Origin of the sequence: Providencia sp. PROV150, from assembly GCF_028481025.1 — a bacterium.
Taxonomy (GTDB): Bacteria; Pseudomonadota; Gammaproteobacteria; order Enterobacterales; family Enterobacteriaceae; genus Providencia; species Providencia hangzhouensis.
Window position 1 is genome coordinate 1 of sequence record NZ_JAMPPJ010000023.1, and the last position, 16,576, is coordinate 16,576.

The window sequence follows — 16,576 nt, forward strand, 5'->3', positions numbered from 1 at the left end:
GGGTGTTGACTGCGCTCAGATAACCGAATCACATACTTTTGTATGCTCATCGGTCTATCTTCGCTTGTCGCCTACATGCAACTCTAATTATTTAGAGTATATACTCGTTATATTTCAATCAGTTTGGGGGTTGACTGCTCTCAGATAACCGGATCATATACTTTTGTATACGTATCAGTCTAGAAAGTGTGTATTTTAATAAAATGGGTAATTAAGTCTGGAAAAGTGCGGCAGAATTGGGGAATATCAATATAACGCAGAAAACCGATAAGTCTCGTTTTCGTGACGGGGTACAATCTATTTCTATTTAAAATTATTTGGAGAGTGTTATCCATGAGAAGTATTAATCCAAGCCAGACGGCTGCATGGCGGGCGCTAGAGCAACATTTTGCGCAAATGAAAAATGTCCATATGCGCGATTTGTTTGCGCAGGATAAAGACCGCTTCACTCATTTTTCGGCAACGTTCGATGGTCAAATCTTAGTGGATTTCTCCAAAAATAGAATTACGCAAGAAACATTGGAACATTTATTGGCCTTAGCAAAAGAAACAGAGCTAGAAAGCGCCATTAACAGTATGTTCCAAGGTGAAAAAATTAACCGTACTGAAGACCGTGCGGTACTACATACTGCTTTGCGTAACCGCGATAACACCCCTATTTATGTTGATGGCAAAGATGTCATGCCAGAAGTGAATGCAGTATTGGAAAAAATGCAGCAATTTAGTCAGCGTATTATCAGCGGTGATTGGAAGGGTTATACAGGTAAAGCGATTACGGATGTGGTGAACATCGGTATTGGTGGTTCAGACCTTGGTCCATTTATGGTGACAGAAGCATTGCGCCCATACAAAAACCACCTAAACATGCATTTTGTATCGAATGTAGATGGTACGCAAATTGCGGAAACACTGAAAAAACTGAACCCAGAAACAACACTGTTTTTAATTGCGTCAAAAACCTTTACAACGCAAGAAACCATGACAAATGCGCATTCTGCTCGTGATTGGTTCTTGGCTGCGGCAAAAGATGAAAGTCAAGTGGCTAAGCATTTTGTGGCACTTTCAACGAATGGTGAAGAAGTCGCGAAGTTTGGTATTGATACCAACAATATGTTTGAATTTTGGGATTGGGTTGGTGGCCGTTATTCATTATGGTCAGCGATTGGTTTATCCATTATTTTATCGGTCGGCTTTGATAATTTCGTTCAATTATTGAACGGTGCCCATGCGATGGATAAGCATTTTACCCAAACTCCGCTAGAAAAGAACATCCCTGTGTTGTTAGGTTTGATTGGTATTTGGTACAACAATTTTTTTGAAGCGGAAACTGAAGCGATTCTGCCATACGACCAATACATGCATCGTTTTGCCGCTTACTTCCAACAAGGTAATATGGAATCGAACGGTAAATATATTGGTCGTGATGGAAAACCTGTTACTTATCAAACAGGCCCGATTATTTGGGGTGAGCCGGGAACCAATGGCCAACATGCGTTTTATCAGTTGATCCACCAAGGAACTAAGATGATCCCATGTGATTTTATCGCACCTGCGGTAACCCATAACCCGTTAGGGGATCATCACGAAAAATTATTATCTAATTTCTTTGCGCAAACCGAAGCACTGGCGTTTGGTAAAACTCGTGAAGTGGTTGATGCCGAGTTTGCTGCGCAAGGTAAAAATGTCGCGGATATGGAATATGTTGCGCCTTATAAGGTGTTTGAAGGCAACCGCCCAACTAACTCTATCTTATTGAAATCAATCACGCCATATTCGTTAGGTGCATTGATTGCGATGTATGAGCACAAAATATTCACTCAAGGGGCGATTTTAAATATCTTTACTTTCGACCAATGGGGCGTGGAGTTAGGTAAACAACTCGCAAGCCGTATCCTGCCTGAATTAGAAAATAGTGATACCGTGAGTACCCATGATAGCTCGACCAATGGTTTGATTAACAGCTACAAAGCTTGGCGATAAATTAATAACGTATTATTTAAATAGTTAAATGTAAGGTAGGAAGTTCCTACCTTACATTGTTTAACTGACATACTGTCCATCAGGCTATTTTTTAATTAAACAAATTCATTTTGTTACGATATTAATGAATTTTATTATTATCGATAACTTGCTAGTAATTAAAAAATTTTTCACTATATTTTTACATTTTGTGTTGAAAATGTGACTTTTTATATAAATTGTTAGCTAACTTTAACCTTGTCGTAAAACAACGTGATATCCTATTGCGTAAGAAATACAGTAAATCATAACCATGTTATTCATGGTGGAATTTTAAGTAATGGATGAAACGCTTTTTACTTCTCAGCCGATTCACTGGCTGGCGGAGAACGATAAAAACGATAAAATAGTGCCTGCCAATATACTAGATTGGCTACTAGAGCTTGGCTCCATGACAAAACGTTTTGAGCAGCATAGCCAGCAAGTTACCGTGATACCTTATTTAGAGCGCTATGTATCGCAAGATAAGCTGAGCGCGGATGAAGTGCAGTCTCTACCTGAAAGCCCACGTTATTGGGTCAGAGAAGTTGTCATGTATGGAGATGGTATCCCTTGGTTACTGGGCCGAACAATAATCCCTGAAGAAACACTGACTGATGATGACCAGCAACTGGTGGATATTGGGAGAATGCCATTAGGGCGTTATTTATTTAGCCGCGAGAGTTTAACTCGAGATTATATCCATATTGGTTCTTGCGCAAACCGGTGGGTACGTAGTTCTCGGTTAAGACTATCGAATAAACCGTTGCTGTTAACAGAAATATTTTTACCTGAATCACCTGCATATCGCTAACTATCCTAAGTACTTTGAGTTTTCAGGTCTCTGCAATGACACTATGCCAATAAATATAAATCAGTAAGTTGCCGAGGTTGGTGGTATTAAAATATACCTAATTTGAAGTATGATGGAATTCGAAAAGGAGCACGATAAAGTGGAGGGAAGTATGACGCTAAGTAAATGGCATGCATACAGCCGTTTAATGCGTATTGATAGACCCATTGGCTCATTGTTGCTATTGTGGCCGACGTATTGGGCATTATGGATTGCGGCTCAAGGTACGCCAAGTTTACATCTTTTGATTGTATTTACTGCTGGCGTATTCTTTATGCGTGCTGCTGGTTGTGTCATTAATGATTTTGCTGACCGCCATTTTGATGGCCACGTAGAGCGGACTAAACACCGCCCACTCCCAAGTGGGGACGTAACAGAAAAAGAAGCAAAAATATTGTTTGCAAGCCTTGTTGGCCTCTCTTTTCTGCTAGTTTTGACACTCAATTCCATGACCATTTGGTTGTCGGTTGCAGGGTTGGCTTTGGCATGGGTTTATCCCTTTGTTAAGAGAGTCAGTAACTTACCCCAAGTGGTATTAGGTGCGGCTTTTGGTTGGTCAATTCCAATGTCTTTCTCTGCTGTTGGTGAAACTTTGCCAGTTGTTTGTTGGTTACTGTTTTTAGTTAATATTATTTGGTCGGTGATCTACGATACTCAGTATGCAATGGTAGACCGCGATGATGATTTAAAAATTGGTGTGAAATCAACCGCTATTCTATTCGGGCAATATGACAAACTGATTATTGGTTTGCTGCAATTACTGATGGTTGGCTTATTATTGGTGATTGGCTCACTGGCGGGTTTAGGAACCCTTTATTATATTTCATTAGTGTTAGTTGCGGGTTTATTTATCTATCAGCAGCAATTGATGGTTAACCGTGAACGTGCGCCTTGCTTTAAAGCTTTTATGAACAATAACTTTGTTGGCTTAATATTGTTTATTGGTATTTTTATCAGTTATTTTTAAATTACAGTTATTGAGCCAAAGTGAAAAAGGTCATGTTATTTCTAACATGACCTTTTTTGTTTTATTGGCTTGAGAAAAGGCGATTAGCTTTTCACTTGTTCCGGAGATTGCGTGCTTTCAGTTGGTTTTTTTTCAGAAAACTCATCATCTTGACTAACACTTTCAATAGTTAAGCGAATCTCAGGTGACATCAATCGAGCCAGAACGGCATACAGTTTTTGCGCATTGGTGACAAAGATATCATTTTCATTATTATCAATGTAGCCTTCTTCTCTTAGGGTATCGACCAATGTGGAGAATACCGCTTTATCAAAGAATTCAGGAGCGTTGATACCGTGCAAAACAGAAAGGCGTTGTGCAAGGATACGGCTTTGTTTTTCTAGCGTATTACGGCTGATTTCAGGGCTCGCATTGAGTAATGATAATGTGATTGCATAACGTTGCAGAGTTTCACGTACGCCAGCAGCTAAGAGCTGTAATGGACGAATACGGCGAGGATTTAACACCACTATGTCGTCTTCTTTTAAGCAAATCAGCTTTTGGTTATTTAGCTCATCAATTAGCGTATCTACCGCCTCGTGTAGCTCATCACTGTTATAACGCATAAACAGTTCTGCTTTTAAGAACGGATAAATTTGGCCTACTTGATAGTGAATGTCTTGGCGACTAATGCGTTCATAGTGCAATACAATGCTAGCAATTAGTGATGGTAATACCAATAAATGATGGATATTGTTACGGTAATAGGTCATTAAGACGGCATTTTCGCGAGGAAGGATAATAATATCCCCCATGCTGTCTTTTTCGACTTCGAATTTATCCATTTGCAAAGCATGTTCTAACAATTGCTCTGCTGTTTTATTTGGGGTCGTCGCATCTGCGGTGTATGGCACATTGCGCAATAATTGCAGGTAACATTCGACTTGTTCAATCAGTTGCTCACGAGTGAGTGAGCGTTGACGAGAAGCCAGTAACGCAGTCGCACACAGGTTAATCGCATTGGCTGCGGCTGCATTATTAATATTGACCATAATGTTATCGGCTAACGAACTGACCGTTGGGTTTAGCCACGTTGGTCTTTGTGGTTCGATAGGGTCGATAGAGTCGCGCCAATCAGGCACGCGCTGGTTAAGGTAATGAGGTAATGAAATGGGTTGACCGAAGTTAACATACCCTTGGCCTAGGTTACGCAATTTACGTAAGCCGCGAACCATAGAGAAAAAGCCTTCTTTCTCTTTTTCTGCGCCGCGAAGTTCTTTGGCATAAGTTCCCACTTCCATCACATGCTCATACCCAATGTAGATAGGAACGATGGTGATAGGGCGTGAGTCACCGCGCAACATCGCTTGTAACGTCATTGAGAGGGTACCCGTCTTAGGCTGTAATAAACGACCGGTACGTGAGCGCCCACCTTCCACAAAGTATTCGATGGAGTAACCTCGGGCAAACAACTCACTTAAATATTCGCGGAAAACGGTCGAATACAGCTTATTGCCTTTGAACGTTCGGCGAATAAAAAAGGCCCCTAAACGGCGGAAAATCGGCCCTGCTGGCCAGAAATTGAGGTTTATCCCCGCGGCAATATGAGGTGGAACTAGCCCTTGATGGTATAGCACATATGAGAGCAGTAAGTAGTCCATATGGCTGCGGTGAGAGGGGACATAAACGATTTCATGGCCGTCTTGTGCAAGCTGGCGGACCCGTTCAGCGTGCTGAACATTGATGCCTTGATAAAGACGGTTCCAAGTCCAACTAAGAACCCTATCCGTTAAACGTACGGCTTCATAAGAGAAATTGGCTGCAATTTCTTCCATCATCCCAACGGCATTTTGCTGGGCTTTTTTGAGTGGAATTTTTTTACTACGCGCTTCGTCTTCAACGGCTTTTTCAATCGCTTTAGACGTTAATAGCTTATTAAACAGCTCATAACGTGCAGGGAGTTTTGGCCCAACTGCTGCTAGACGTTGGCGCGAATAGTGAATACGCGCGACACGGGCGAGTTTGTTGGCAATAATGGAGTCTGTGCCGTGGTCTTGTGCCATTTTACCAATTGAGACAATGGGTGATAAACGCACGAAGCTGTCACGCCCTAACCATAAAACTGCAAAGAATTTTTGAATCCCATTTAACAGTTTCAATGGTGGTGCTGGAGTATGGCCTTCACGACCCGGTGAGCGGCCAAACATCACGGATGCAGGTAGCATTTGAATATCTAGATTTGGATTGTTTTTATGCAAATCTAAATAAGCATGGAAAGTTTTTACTGAATCCTTACGTGGATTCGGTGAATAATAGCGAAAAACACGTGGGCCATCATCGATAAAAACGTACGCCGGAAGCTTCGTTCCATTGATATCATTGTCGACCAGAGGGTCTGGCAGACCAATAGCTAAGCATTGATGCCGTAGCGTGAGGAGGTCAGACTTCGAATGATAAGGTAATACGTATAGGGTTGGCCTGTTGACATCAAGCTGCAACTCAGTGACGGGATCCGAAGGAATTAGTTTACTTTTTACCAATAATTTAAGTGGTAAATTCAACGTGTTGTAATATATTTTACGCCATAGTGACATAAATGATTATAGCCTCTTGTTAACAATGCTGCGCAATCATACCAGAAATACATGGTTAGATCTGTTACTGACAATTCACTTTGACCGTAAAAATCGATTATTGTTTGCATTTTTTAAGGAATAAATATGGCGAGTCAAGTTAAGGGGTTCACGCGAGTGATCAAAGCGGCGGGATATTCCCTTAAAGGTTTGAAGGCAGCTTGGGTTAATGAAGCCGCATTTAGGCAGGAATCTGTTGCTGCGATTATCGCAATTTTTATCGCATTTTATTTAGATATCAGCTATATAGATAGAATTTTGTTAGTGAGTTCAGTTGTCCTCGTGGCAATAGTCGAATTATTGAATAGTGCGATAGAAGCCGTAGTTGACCGTATTGGTAGTGAGTATCATGAACTGTCAGGAAGAGCTAAAGATATTGGTTCCGCTGCGGTATTTGTGAGTATCGGCTTAGCGCTATTTATTTGGGCACTGGTATTATGGCAGCGTTATTTCTCTGGCTAAGGCGTTCGGGTGCTTAATAGGGTAAAAAGAAAGTAAATCGATAACAAATGCTTAAATTGAGCGATTTAACTGTTCCAAATCTTCATTTACCTGTATATACTCACAGTTTGACTGTATAAACAAACAGGGGAACGGAATGAAAGCACTGACGGCTCGACAACAGCAGGTTTACGATCTGGTGCGCGATCACATTTCGCAGACGGGTATGCCTCCTACACGTGCTGAGATAGCAGCAAGCCTTGGTTTTCGTTCGCCTAATGCGGCAGAAGAACATTTAAAGGCCTTAGCGCGCAAAGGGGTTATTGAAATCGTTTCAGGCGCATCCCGAGGTATTCGTCTGCTTCTTGAAGAAGAAACAGAAGACCAGGGGTTACCTCTGATTGGACGTGTTGCCGCTGGCGAACCATTATTAGCGCAGGAACATATTGAAAGTCACTATCAAGTTGACCCTGAGCTATTTAAACCACACGCAGATTTTTTGTTGCGTGTGAATGGGATGTCCATGAAAGATATTGGCATTATGGATGGTGATTTATTAGCTGTGCATAAAACGCAGAATGTCCATAACGGGCAAGTGGTTGTTGCTCGTATCGAAGATGAAGTTACTGTTAAACGTTTTAAGCAACAGGGTAACCGTGTTGAATTAATAGCAGAAAACCCAGAATTCGAACCTATTATTGTTGACTTACGTCAGCAAAATTTCACTATTGAAGGTTTGGCTGTTGGGGTTATCCGTAATAGTGATTGGTATTAAGTTCCTTTAGTCGCTAGCCGTAATGGCAGGTTACAGGCGGGAAGGACGATTGCAGGCAGATTTCATAGTTTCATTCTGAGGTCTGCCTGTTTTGTTTATTTTATTTTATTTCTTTATCTTCTCTATTTTTGCATTTCATCAAGCAATTTATCAACGCAGCTACTTATTTTTTCTTCTGGGCGATAGGTTGTTCATGGTTATGATGACAATGTTCGTGATCTTGGCAGCTATTCATTTCGTCACAATTTTTACATAAGCCGTGGTTTTCCACCACTGTATGTCTTAAGCGGAATTGGTGTTCATCTGCTAAATTAATGATTGCAGCTTCTATTGTTGTGCAATCACTTTCCGTTACGCTTCCACACTGGTCACAAATTAACATAACAGAGATATGGCTCGGGTTATCAAAATGGTGACAGACGACATAACTGTTCGTTGATTCAATTTTATGGATAAAACCTTGCTCCATTAAAAACTCAAGGCCACGATAAACCGTAGGCGGTTTAGCTTGAGGTTCAATTTCCCGTAGCAAGTCAAGTAAATCATAAGCGCTGATTGCACCATGCTGCTGTGCTATCAGGCGTAATACTGTTTCTCTTTGTGGTGTCAACCTGACGCCTCTTGATTGGCAAATATTCTCGGCCATTGCAAGGATTTTGTCTTCATTCATTCTTTTCATCTAATCGGCCTCAATATTCGAAAATGCAAACAATTACTGCTAATAAGCTTATCATATTTTTGAGATCAGGAATGCGCGGGGATACATTGTTTTATATTTATATTATTTCTATTTAAAGGGAAATATAAGCAAACGATTATCTGGAAAAACAGATAATTAGAATACTCAAAACAAGCCTATCCTCTTTGTTTTTCTTAAACAAAAAACTCGATGTTGTTTAACAAAAAACACACAAAACGTAAGGTTTTAGATTGCCATTTAGTGTAAATTTCAATTAAGACTTATCTTACGCTTATCTGTTGTAATGGTGTAATGAATCGTATATTAAGTTGTTTTTTCATTTCAATATTTTCAATGCATGTATTTATAGTTTTTAATATCACTTTCATTGAATTTTTAGAATTAAATAAAATGTGTGGTTTTTACATAACTAAATATAACCTGAAATATTTATAAGTAAGTTGACTTTATAAATATAAATTAATCTAAATGACGATCTTTAGTTATAGTATCTCTTCATTTTTTGGTGATTGCATCTATTTATATCATTATCTTAGTATAAAAAACTAAGTTAGCATCCCTTTTTGTGTAATTTTGACAATTAATATTGTGGTATTAATATTGGTATCAGAAAGAAACAAGGTATTTAAAAATTCAGCATAATGTTTTTGTTTGTTTCGTTTTGTTTCAAGCGGGAATAGCTAATGTGAATTTTTAGATGAATTAAATTGTGGAATGCTTTTAAAGGTAATTAGGTTTTATTCATACAGAATGCAAGGTGCAATGCAATAATAGCGAATTAAACTTTCATATATTTTATTTTTGTCCATTTTGCTATTTCTATATTGATGTTGGTCTCTCATTTTCGGCGATACAGAAATAGTCTTTTTTTAAAACCAGTTCAATAATTTGGTTTTAAAAAAGGGTATTGAACGGATTTTAATATCCCCCAATGTTGACTTAATTAAATAGGTTGACAGTTAGTTATCCAGGCTCATGAAAATGGCATAGGTATTTGTAAACAATTATTGTGAACTTGGTTTTTAATAAAAATTGTGTCTTTAACTACTTACATGACGACATAAATACAGAGGTATTTACATATGTTATTCAACAAAAAATTAGCGGTTTTAGCAGTATTAGCAGGTTCTATAGTAGCAGGTTCTGCATTAGCTGCAGATGGTAAGAAAGGTGCGGAAGTAACATTCAAAGCCCAATTACGTGCTCAATCTTGTGATGTGTCTTCAACTACTACAGGTTCTGTTGTTGACTGGGGAACTTTCACTAAAGATGTAACTGATGCTTTAGCACCAAATGCAGTTTTAGGTGATGAAAAATCTTTTGATTTAGTTCTGTCTAACTGTTCTGCTGACGCAGCTGATACTTCAATGAACGTATTCGCTCAAGGTCAAGCAGCAGCTGGTTTCCCAGCACTGTTTGCTAACCAAGAATCTAAAGCTTTAGCAGTTAAATTAGCTTCTGGTGCAGTTAATATTACTCCTAACGCAGATGCAGTAGTGGTTATCGACCCTAAAGTTGCTAAAGATGGTGGTGCTGTCATTCCTATGAAAGCTAATCTGATTCTTACCAAAACTGGTGTACCTACTGATAAATTATCCGTACCAGTAACATTTACTGTATCTTATAACTAATAATATTAGTTAATACGAGTAAAGAGGCTTTTTAATTAAAAAGCCTCTTAATATTGTTTTTAATGATTGGATTAAGTAATGAAAGCAAAAGAATCGTTTTTAAGAAAAAAAGTGGTTAATGATTGTTATAGAGCTTTAATTCTACTGTTTTCATTAATTACTACTACTAACGTTTATGCAGCAGGCGGTGTTGGTTTAAATGCGACCCGAATAATATATGTCCAAGGTGAAAGTAGTGTATCGGTTGGCGCTCGAAATAATACAAATATTAATTATTTAGCAAAATTTTCGGTAAGCATGAATAATGATGGTTCAGCATCAAAAACGCCTTTTTCAGTTACACCTCCATTAATTAAAATCAACTCAGGGGCAACGCAAGATATTAGGATTTTTGCTCAACCGAATTCATTACCAACAGATAGAGAGAGTGTTTTTTATTTCTCTGCTACTATGATACCTGCTACTGATGGTCCTTTAGAAGGATCTGCAATGAATATTGGTTATAATAATATTATTAAGGTTTTTTACCGACCTTCAAAATTATCTATCTCACCATATGACGCATATAAAAACTTAGAGGTAAGCTCTAGTAGTACAGGTATTATTATTAATAATAATTCACCATACTATATTTCTTTAAATAAGCTCAGTGTTAATGGTGTTAAAATTGATTTAAATATGAAAAAGCGTAATACAATGATTTCTCCTTTTGACTCTTTCAGTTATATAACTCCGGCAAATAGCCGTAATGGTATAGTTAAATGGACAGTTATTAATGACTTAGGTGGCGAGGAATCTTTTAGTGGAAAAATCAATTAGTAACAAAATAAAGGCATCTATTTTAAGTGCTATTTATATTGTAATAGGCATGTGTTTCTTTATTGGAAGAGTTTCAGCTTTAGATATTGAAGTTATCGGCAATGTATCTAAAGGAACGTGTGAAGTATCATATGAATCGATGACGGTTAAATTTGATAAACCATTATTAACACCTCAAATTAAACCGAATGTTGACGATGAAACCTATGTGAAACCCTTTTCTTTAAAATATAGTTGCACTGATTTTAATCTATCTGATGGTCCAGCACCATTTAAAATGAAAATAACGCCTGGGATAGGAACTTTAGTTGATAATAGTAATAAAATATATCCAACTAATAATATTACTGGAGCTGCTTTTGTTTTAAAAAACTGTGATGAGAATAAGCTCAATTGTAAAGTCGTAAACCTCAATGCTGGCGGTGAAATTAGTTTTGATGTTACAGCTAATAGCCAATTAGAGAATCATTTTGAAGTAAATGTTGTCCAGCTTGGAACTACTCAGCCAATACCTGGAGAACTAGTTGCCTCTGTTGATATAGTATTACTTCAACCATAAGAATTAATAGGTGGTATTGACTGTGAAGCCTCTAAATAAAATATGTTGTAGAGTTACATTGGCTTTTTATGTGATGTTTTTTTCTTATTCTTCAACAGCTTTAGTACCAGGTACACACGATTTTACGTTTGATTTAACTGTGCCTAAAAATACCTGTGATATTGCTGTCACTAGTGATAGTGGTAAAAAGAATATTGTTGATTTTGGAAATGTGCCTTTATCTAAGTTTGGGGCGGATGCATCTAGTGGAAAGATTAAGAAAGCTTTTGATGTTGTAATCAGTAACTGTAAAACTAATAGCTTTGATAATAACTATATTAAATTAACTGGCAACTACACAATAAATGATGGTTTTTTAGATAATCCAGGAAAAACGTTTGCTGTAAGAATCTCTGCAAATGATAATGCAAATCAATCATCTGCAGATTTTATTACAGAAACTAATAATGTTTTATGGTCGAATATTAAAACTCAAAATGTAACTAAAACATTTTATGCTTATGTCATGTGTAAGAACCAAGTTGCTGATTGCTCGATAGATCAAAATATTGGGGCATTTAAAGCAACACTAACATTGTCATATTATGCAGATTAAATAGGTAAATGTGATGATACGGTTGATATTAACAATAATACTAGCTTGGCATTTTACCCTTCATGCTGGAGGATTATCTTTAGGCCAAAGTAGAGTTATTTTCACAGATTCAGATAAGAATAAGGTTGTTAGCATCCGTAATGAGGGTGAAAGCCCTTTATTAATGCAAATGTTATTATTAGATATAAAGGATGAGAAGAATGCTGATAGTTTTATAATTAGCCCTCCTTTATTCAAAATTAAAAGTAAAACAGAACATGCAGTTAGGATATATCCTGATAATGTTTCTAAGCTACCTAAAGATAGAGAATCAGGATTCTATTTGAAAGCAAGGGGTATTCCACCGACTAGCAAAAACTTAGAGGAAGGGGATACGCCTGAAATGGTTTTTGTAACAGCTATAATTATTAAATTATATTATCGGCCTAATGGTATACCTGAGCCAAATAAGAATAATTTTGAACAGGTAAAGTTAAAAAATAAGGATGGAAGGTGGCAATTTCATAATCCAACCCCTTATTATATGACAATTGTTGATTTTAATATGAATGGTAAGAACTATAATGATTCCATTTTAGTTTCACCATTTAGTTATTATAAATTAGAAAATACTAATGAAAGTATAAATGTAGCAAGTTGGCGTTTTCTTGATGATAATGGTGCTGGAACTGAAGTGTTTAGAATTAATTGAAATTTCTTTTATATTTACTAAATAACATATAATGATTTTTCAGCGCTTGCATATTTTGAATGTAAAGATAATCTAAGGCTAGAGGAATGGAAAACAAAATATTAAAACTTGGTTTGCTATCTTCATTGATAAGCTTATCTCTGTATTCATATGGTGACGATTATTTTGATCCGAGCATGCTTGAAAGTCAGCTAGGAATTGATGCTAGCCAGTTAGATTTATCTCAATTTAATTCATCCAATACTATTCCGGCAGGTGTTTATCGCTTACAGATCGAAATAAATAGAAACATACTATCCGAACAAGATGTTAATTTTGTTGCAAACTCAAAAGGTCTTGTCGTACCTGAATTTGATAAGACAATCTTGGAAAATTGGGGGGTTAATGTAAAAGCACTGCCTGGGCTTAATAATTTATCTCCTGATGTTAAAATATTATCACTTAATGACTACATTAAAGACGCAACAGTAAGAGTTGATGTTAGTAAGTTAAAATTAATAGTCACTGTCCCTCAAATATACATGGACAATAAAGTTCAAGGATATATTGATCCATCAATGTTAGATACTGGTGTTTCTGCATTATTTTTGAATTACTTCATTAGTGGTAATAAAAATAAAACAGATTCATCGTCTGGAACAAATAAAAGTGATAGTTTATTTGGAACATTGAATAGTGGCTTAAATTTAGGTCCTTGGAGACTGAGATCCAATATGAGTTACTCTTATTCTAAGAGTAATGGCGATACTGAATCATCTACTGACTTTACTAATACATATATAATGAGAGCCCTTCACTCCATTAAATCTACAATGATGGTTGGTGAAATATCTACAGGTAGTGATGTTTTTGATTCTATTCCATTCAAAGGAATTAAAATATCAAGTGATGAGGCAATGCTTCCTAATAGCCAACGAGGCTTTGCTCCTGAAGTTGCAGGTATTGCTCAGTCTAACGCGCAGGTTACTATTAGACAAAATGGCTATGTTGTTTATCAAACATATGTGTCACCTGGAGCCTTTAGAATTAAAGATATATATTCTTCAGGTAATGCGGGTAACTTAGATGTTACGGTCAAGGAAGAAGATGGAACTGAGAAAACTTTCACAGTTGCGTATTCCTCATTACCTGTGATGCTTAGACCTGGTGGCTATAAGTATGAGACCAGTGTTGGTCGCTATGATGGTGGGTATACCGTTGATTCTAAGCGATCTGATTTCTTTTTAGGATCTTTAATTTATGGCCTACCTACAAATAGTACATTATATGGTGGCCTATTATTTGCGGATAATTATTTTTCAGCAGTAGCTGGCTTAGGCGTATCACTAGGCACTTTTGGTGCTTTATCTATGGATATTACCCATGCTACGGCTAATATGGATGGCGATTTAGGAGACCGCGCTGGACAATCATACCGTGTTCGTTATTCGAAAAGTATGATGTCGACAGGGACTTCTATCGATTTAACAGCTTTACGCTATTCTACTCGATCTTATTTTAGTTTTGCTGATTTCAATAACTATGACTATAAGTTGAAGGATGGGGTTGCGCCTTGGATTAACCAACGTCAGAGAGCGAGTTTTACCACTTCTATAACGCAAAGATTGGGAGAATATGGGAGTGTTTTCTTATCAGGAAGCATCTCTGATTACTGGGAAATCAACCGTGAAGTTCGTCAGATGGTGATGGGATATAACGGAACTTATAACAAAATAAACTATGGTATTACATACAGCATAGATAGGATAAAAGATAATACATCTTGGCCTGAAAATAGAATGGTATCAGTAAATGTCAGCATACCGTTCAGCATATTTACTAACAATGTGTTAGCGAAGGATATATATAGTACTTATTCATTTAGCCAGAATAATGACGGCTATATTGATCAGCAAGCAGGAATTTCAGGTAACTTGTTAGATAATAAAATTTATTATGGTATTACGCAAGGGTATGGGAATAAAGGCGTCGGGAATAGTGGTTCTTTAAGTGCTGGTTATTCAGGTTCCTCGGGTAATATTTCCTCTGCATATAGCTATTCTAAGAATAGTCAATCAATGAACGCAAGTGTCAATGGCGGCCTATTATTACATTCGGGTGGTGTTCTATTCGGGCGTACTATGGGGGATAGTATGGCGATCATTGAAGCTGAAGGTGCAGCTGGTACTAAGGTAAGTAACCAAGATGTAGAGGTTAATAATCGAGGTTATGCATTGTATCCTTATATATCTCCTTATAACGCAAATGTTATAAATATGGATGTCAATACACTACCTAATGATGTTCTTCTTAGAGAAACCAGTAAAACGGTTTATCCCGCAGCAGGGGCAATTGTTAAAGTTAAATTTGATACTAAAGTTGGATATCAAGCTGTTATCAACTTAAAAATGTCGAATGGTACTGTGCTGCCGTTTGGGGCTGTAGCATCGTTAATTGAAGAAAATGCAACCGAAGAAAATACAGGTATTGTTGGCGATAATAATCAGTTATTTATGAGTGGGTTACCTGATTCTGGTAAATTGCAAATTCGTTGGGGTGCAAATAGCAACCAACAATGTTTAGCGTCATTCTCTAACTTAGGCAGCATTAATATAAGTAAAGGACAGGCAATCCGTACTATCTCTATTAATTGCCAATAATTTGTTATACCGGACTCTTACCTTATTAAAATTTTAAGAGGGGCTATGAAATTTTTTATTAAAAATAAGTCAATTAATTCACCGTTAATATTGTTGATATCACTGATTTCATTCTTTCCAATGAAATCGATGATAGCAGCTCAGAACGGCGGTACAATGACATTAACATTAGAAGGTATTATTGACTTAGAGCACCCGAAGGCAGCAACGGATCCCTACTTAGTCGAAGGTAGGCTGTCTGGTCGAACTTCTACAACCTATAACTATATTTATGGGTCCAAAACTCAAGCGTGGACATCACCAGATTTTGCGATTTTTTCTATTTCACCTCGCAGTACATCTTGTGTTGATGAGCCTATTGTGGAAGGGGGGCCGAATGCAACTGCAGCCCTGCAGAAAGTTCCTGGAGTCAATAAAGTTGGAATAAAACTTACTCATGCTAGCGGCGCTTATGCCTATATTGTTCCTAGTTTAGGTTTTTCTGTAAAACTTTCAGGAAATAACAATATAGGTTCATCAGGATTCGTTAAAGAAAGCTATAGTGGTGTAGTATTCGAAGATGTACCTAATTTGGTGGATAGAAGTACTAAAGGCAACCGTCAGTGGAAGCTTTGTTACACACCACCGGATGGGACAAGAGCTCCTGGTGGTTATAATTCAAAAAGGAATGTTAGTGTATATATAGCAGGTCCAATGCAAATGTATGCACCTGTGCCTATACAACCTGGCCGTTACTCATATAGTGGAATTCCATTATATGTTGGCTCTTATGGTCAAGATAATGATCAAGATGGTGTTAGTACATTACAAATTTCAACTAGCTTGAACGTTGTAAGGGTTTGTAGTATTTCTGATGTTAGCCAAGACAATTTTACTATTATTGCTGGTAGAGAAACTGAGTTTTTCAGACAATCCAGTTTTAAATATAAATGTACAGCAGATAATAAACCAATTTACATTTCTGCGATCGCTCGTGAAGGAACTGTGGATTCAGCTAACCAACATAAGTTATGGTTCGACCGAACTGGTGGAAACATAACCTCTAATACGCCATATCTGTTAGCATTACCATATGCAGCTGGTGGCAGCGGAAGCTTAACTTGTAAGGACGAAGGAAAAGCGGGCTTATTGAATTTTGCTAACCAAGAAGAAACCTTATTAGGGTTAAACTCTGTTTCTAATGTAGTTCAAGATCTAAATATTAAGTGGGCTATTTGCTTAAATCCGAATACAGAGATAGGAAAGTATAGAGCACGTGTTGAAGTATCTATATATACTAAAGTTTAGCAATATCAG

Annotated in this window: 14 protein-coding genes; 12 read left to right on the forward strand and 2 right to left on the reverse strand. The window is 37.4% G+C overall.

From position 1 onward, the window contains the following. The first annotated feature begins 333 nt into the window (after nt 1-333). From pgi to ubiA, 3 genes are all read left to right on the forward strand, one after another. Entirely contained in the window at nt 334-1,980 is a 1,647-nt protein-coding gene (gene pgi, locus PSE83_RS14995) for a glucose-6-phosphate isomerase (protein ID WP_144141520.1), read from the forward strand. Between the two features lie 319 nt (nt 1,981-2,299). Further along, a complete protein-coding gene (gene ubiC, locus PSE83_RS15000; RefSeq protein WP_094962860.1) occupies nt 2,300-2,812 on the forward strand; it encodes a chorismate lyase in 513 nt (170 codons plus the stop codon). 151 nt (nt 2,813-2,963) lie between these two features. Continuing rightward, nucleotides 2,964-3,818 (forward strand): 4-hydroxybenzoate octaprenyltransferase, encoded by an 855-nt coding sequence (gene ubiA, locus PSE83_RS15005; protein WP_036958350.1) that lies wholly within the window; start codon nt 2,964-2,966, stop codon nt 3,816-3,818. 83 nt (nt 3,819-3,901) lie between these two features. On the opposite strand, the gene plsB is transcribed toward ubiA, so the two are convergent. Beyond that, nucleotides 3,902-6,391, reverse strand: a complete 2,490-nt coding sequence (plsB, locus tag PSE83_RS15010; RefSeq protein WP_004261319.1) for a glycerol-3-phosphate 1-O-acyltransferase PlsB — start codon at nt 6,389-6,391, stop codon at nt 3,902-3,904. Nucleotides 6,392-6,517: 126 nt separating this feature from the next. Between plsB and PSE83_RS15015 the strand changes: the two genes are divergently transcribed. Both PSE83_RS15015 and lexA read left to right on the forward strand, forming a co-directional pair. Then, on the forward strand, nt 6,518-6,892 hold the full coding sequence (locus tag PSE83_RS15015) for a diacylglycerol kinase (protein ID WP_004261317.1): 375 nt from the start codon (nt 6,518-6,520) through the stop codon (nt 6,890-6,892). 136 nt (nt 6,893-7,028) lie between these two features. After that, the gene (gene lexA, locus PSE83_RS15020; protein WP_004261314.1) at nt 7,029-7,646 is read left to right on the forward strand and encodes a transcriptional repressor LexA; all 618 of its coding nucleotides are present in this window, start codon (nt 7,029-7,031) and stop codon (nt 7,644-7,646) included. 163 nt (nt 7,647-7,809) lie between these two features. Here the strand turns inward: lexA and zur are convergent, their stop codons facing one another. Continuing rightward, on the reverse strand, nt 7,810-8,325 hold the full coding sequence (zur, locus tag PSE83_RS15025) for a zinc uptake transcriptional repressor Zur (RefSeq protein ID WP_004261310.1): 516 nt from the start codon (nt 8,323-8,325) through the stop codon (nt 7,810-7,812). A 1,103-nt stretch (nt 8,326-9,428) separates the two neighbouring features. Here zur and PSE83_RS15030 point away from each other — a divergent pair. The 7 genes from PSE83_RS15030 (at nt 9,429) to PSE83_RS15060 (ending at nt 16,567) form a co-directional block, all read left to right on the forward strand. Further along, entirely contained in the window at nt 9,429-9,977 is a 549-nt protein-coding gene (locus PSE83_RS15030; protein ID WP_004261308.1) for a fimbrial protein, read from the forward strand. 78 nt (nt 9,978-10,055) lie between these two features. Continuing rightward, on the forward strand, nt 10,056-10,796 hold the full coding sequence (locus PSE83_RS15035; RefSeq protein WP_004261304.1) for a fimbrial biogenesis chaperone: 741 nt from the start codon (nt 10,056-10,058) through the stop codon (nt 10,794-10,796). Continuing rightward, on the forward strand, nt 10,780-11,355 hold the full coding sequence (locus tag PSE83_RS15040) for a fimbrial protein (protein WP_272660960.1): 576 nt from the start codon (nt 10,780-10,782) through the stop codon (nt 11,353-11,355). Before PSE83_RS15035 ends, PSE83_RS15040 begins: the two co-directional genes overlap by 17 nt. 22 nt (nt 11,356-11,377) lie before the next feature. Further along, on the forward strand, nt 11,378-11,950 hold the full coding sequence (locus PSE83_RS15045; protein ID WP_136135415.1) for a fimbrial protein: 573 nt from the start codon (nt 11,378-11,380) through the stop codon (nt 11,948-11,950). 13 nt (nt 11,951-11,963) lie between these two features. After that, nucleotides 11,964-12,641, forward strand: a complete 678-nt coding sequence (locus PSE83_RS15050; protein WP_004261284.1) for a fimbrial biogenesis chaperone — start codon at nt 11,964-11,966, stop codon at nt 12,639-12,641. 86 nt (nt 12,642-12,727) lie between these two features. Further along, a complete protein-coding gene (locus PSE83_RS15055) occupies nt 12,728-15,280 on the forward strand; it encodes a fimbria/pilus outer membrane usher protein (protein WP_004261281.1) in 2,553 nt (850 codons plus the stop codon). A gap of 45 nt (nt 15,281-15,325) precedes the next feature. Beyond that, entirely contained in the window at nt 15,326-16,567 is a 1,242-nt protein-coding gene (locus tag PSE83_RS15060; protein ID WP_004261278.1) for a hypothetical protein, read from the forward strand. Nucleotides 16,568-16,576: the final 9 nt, after the last annotated feature.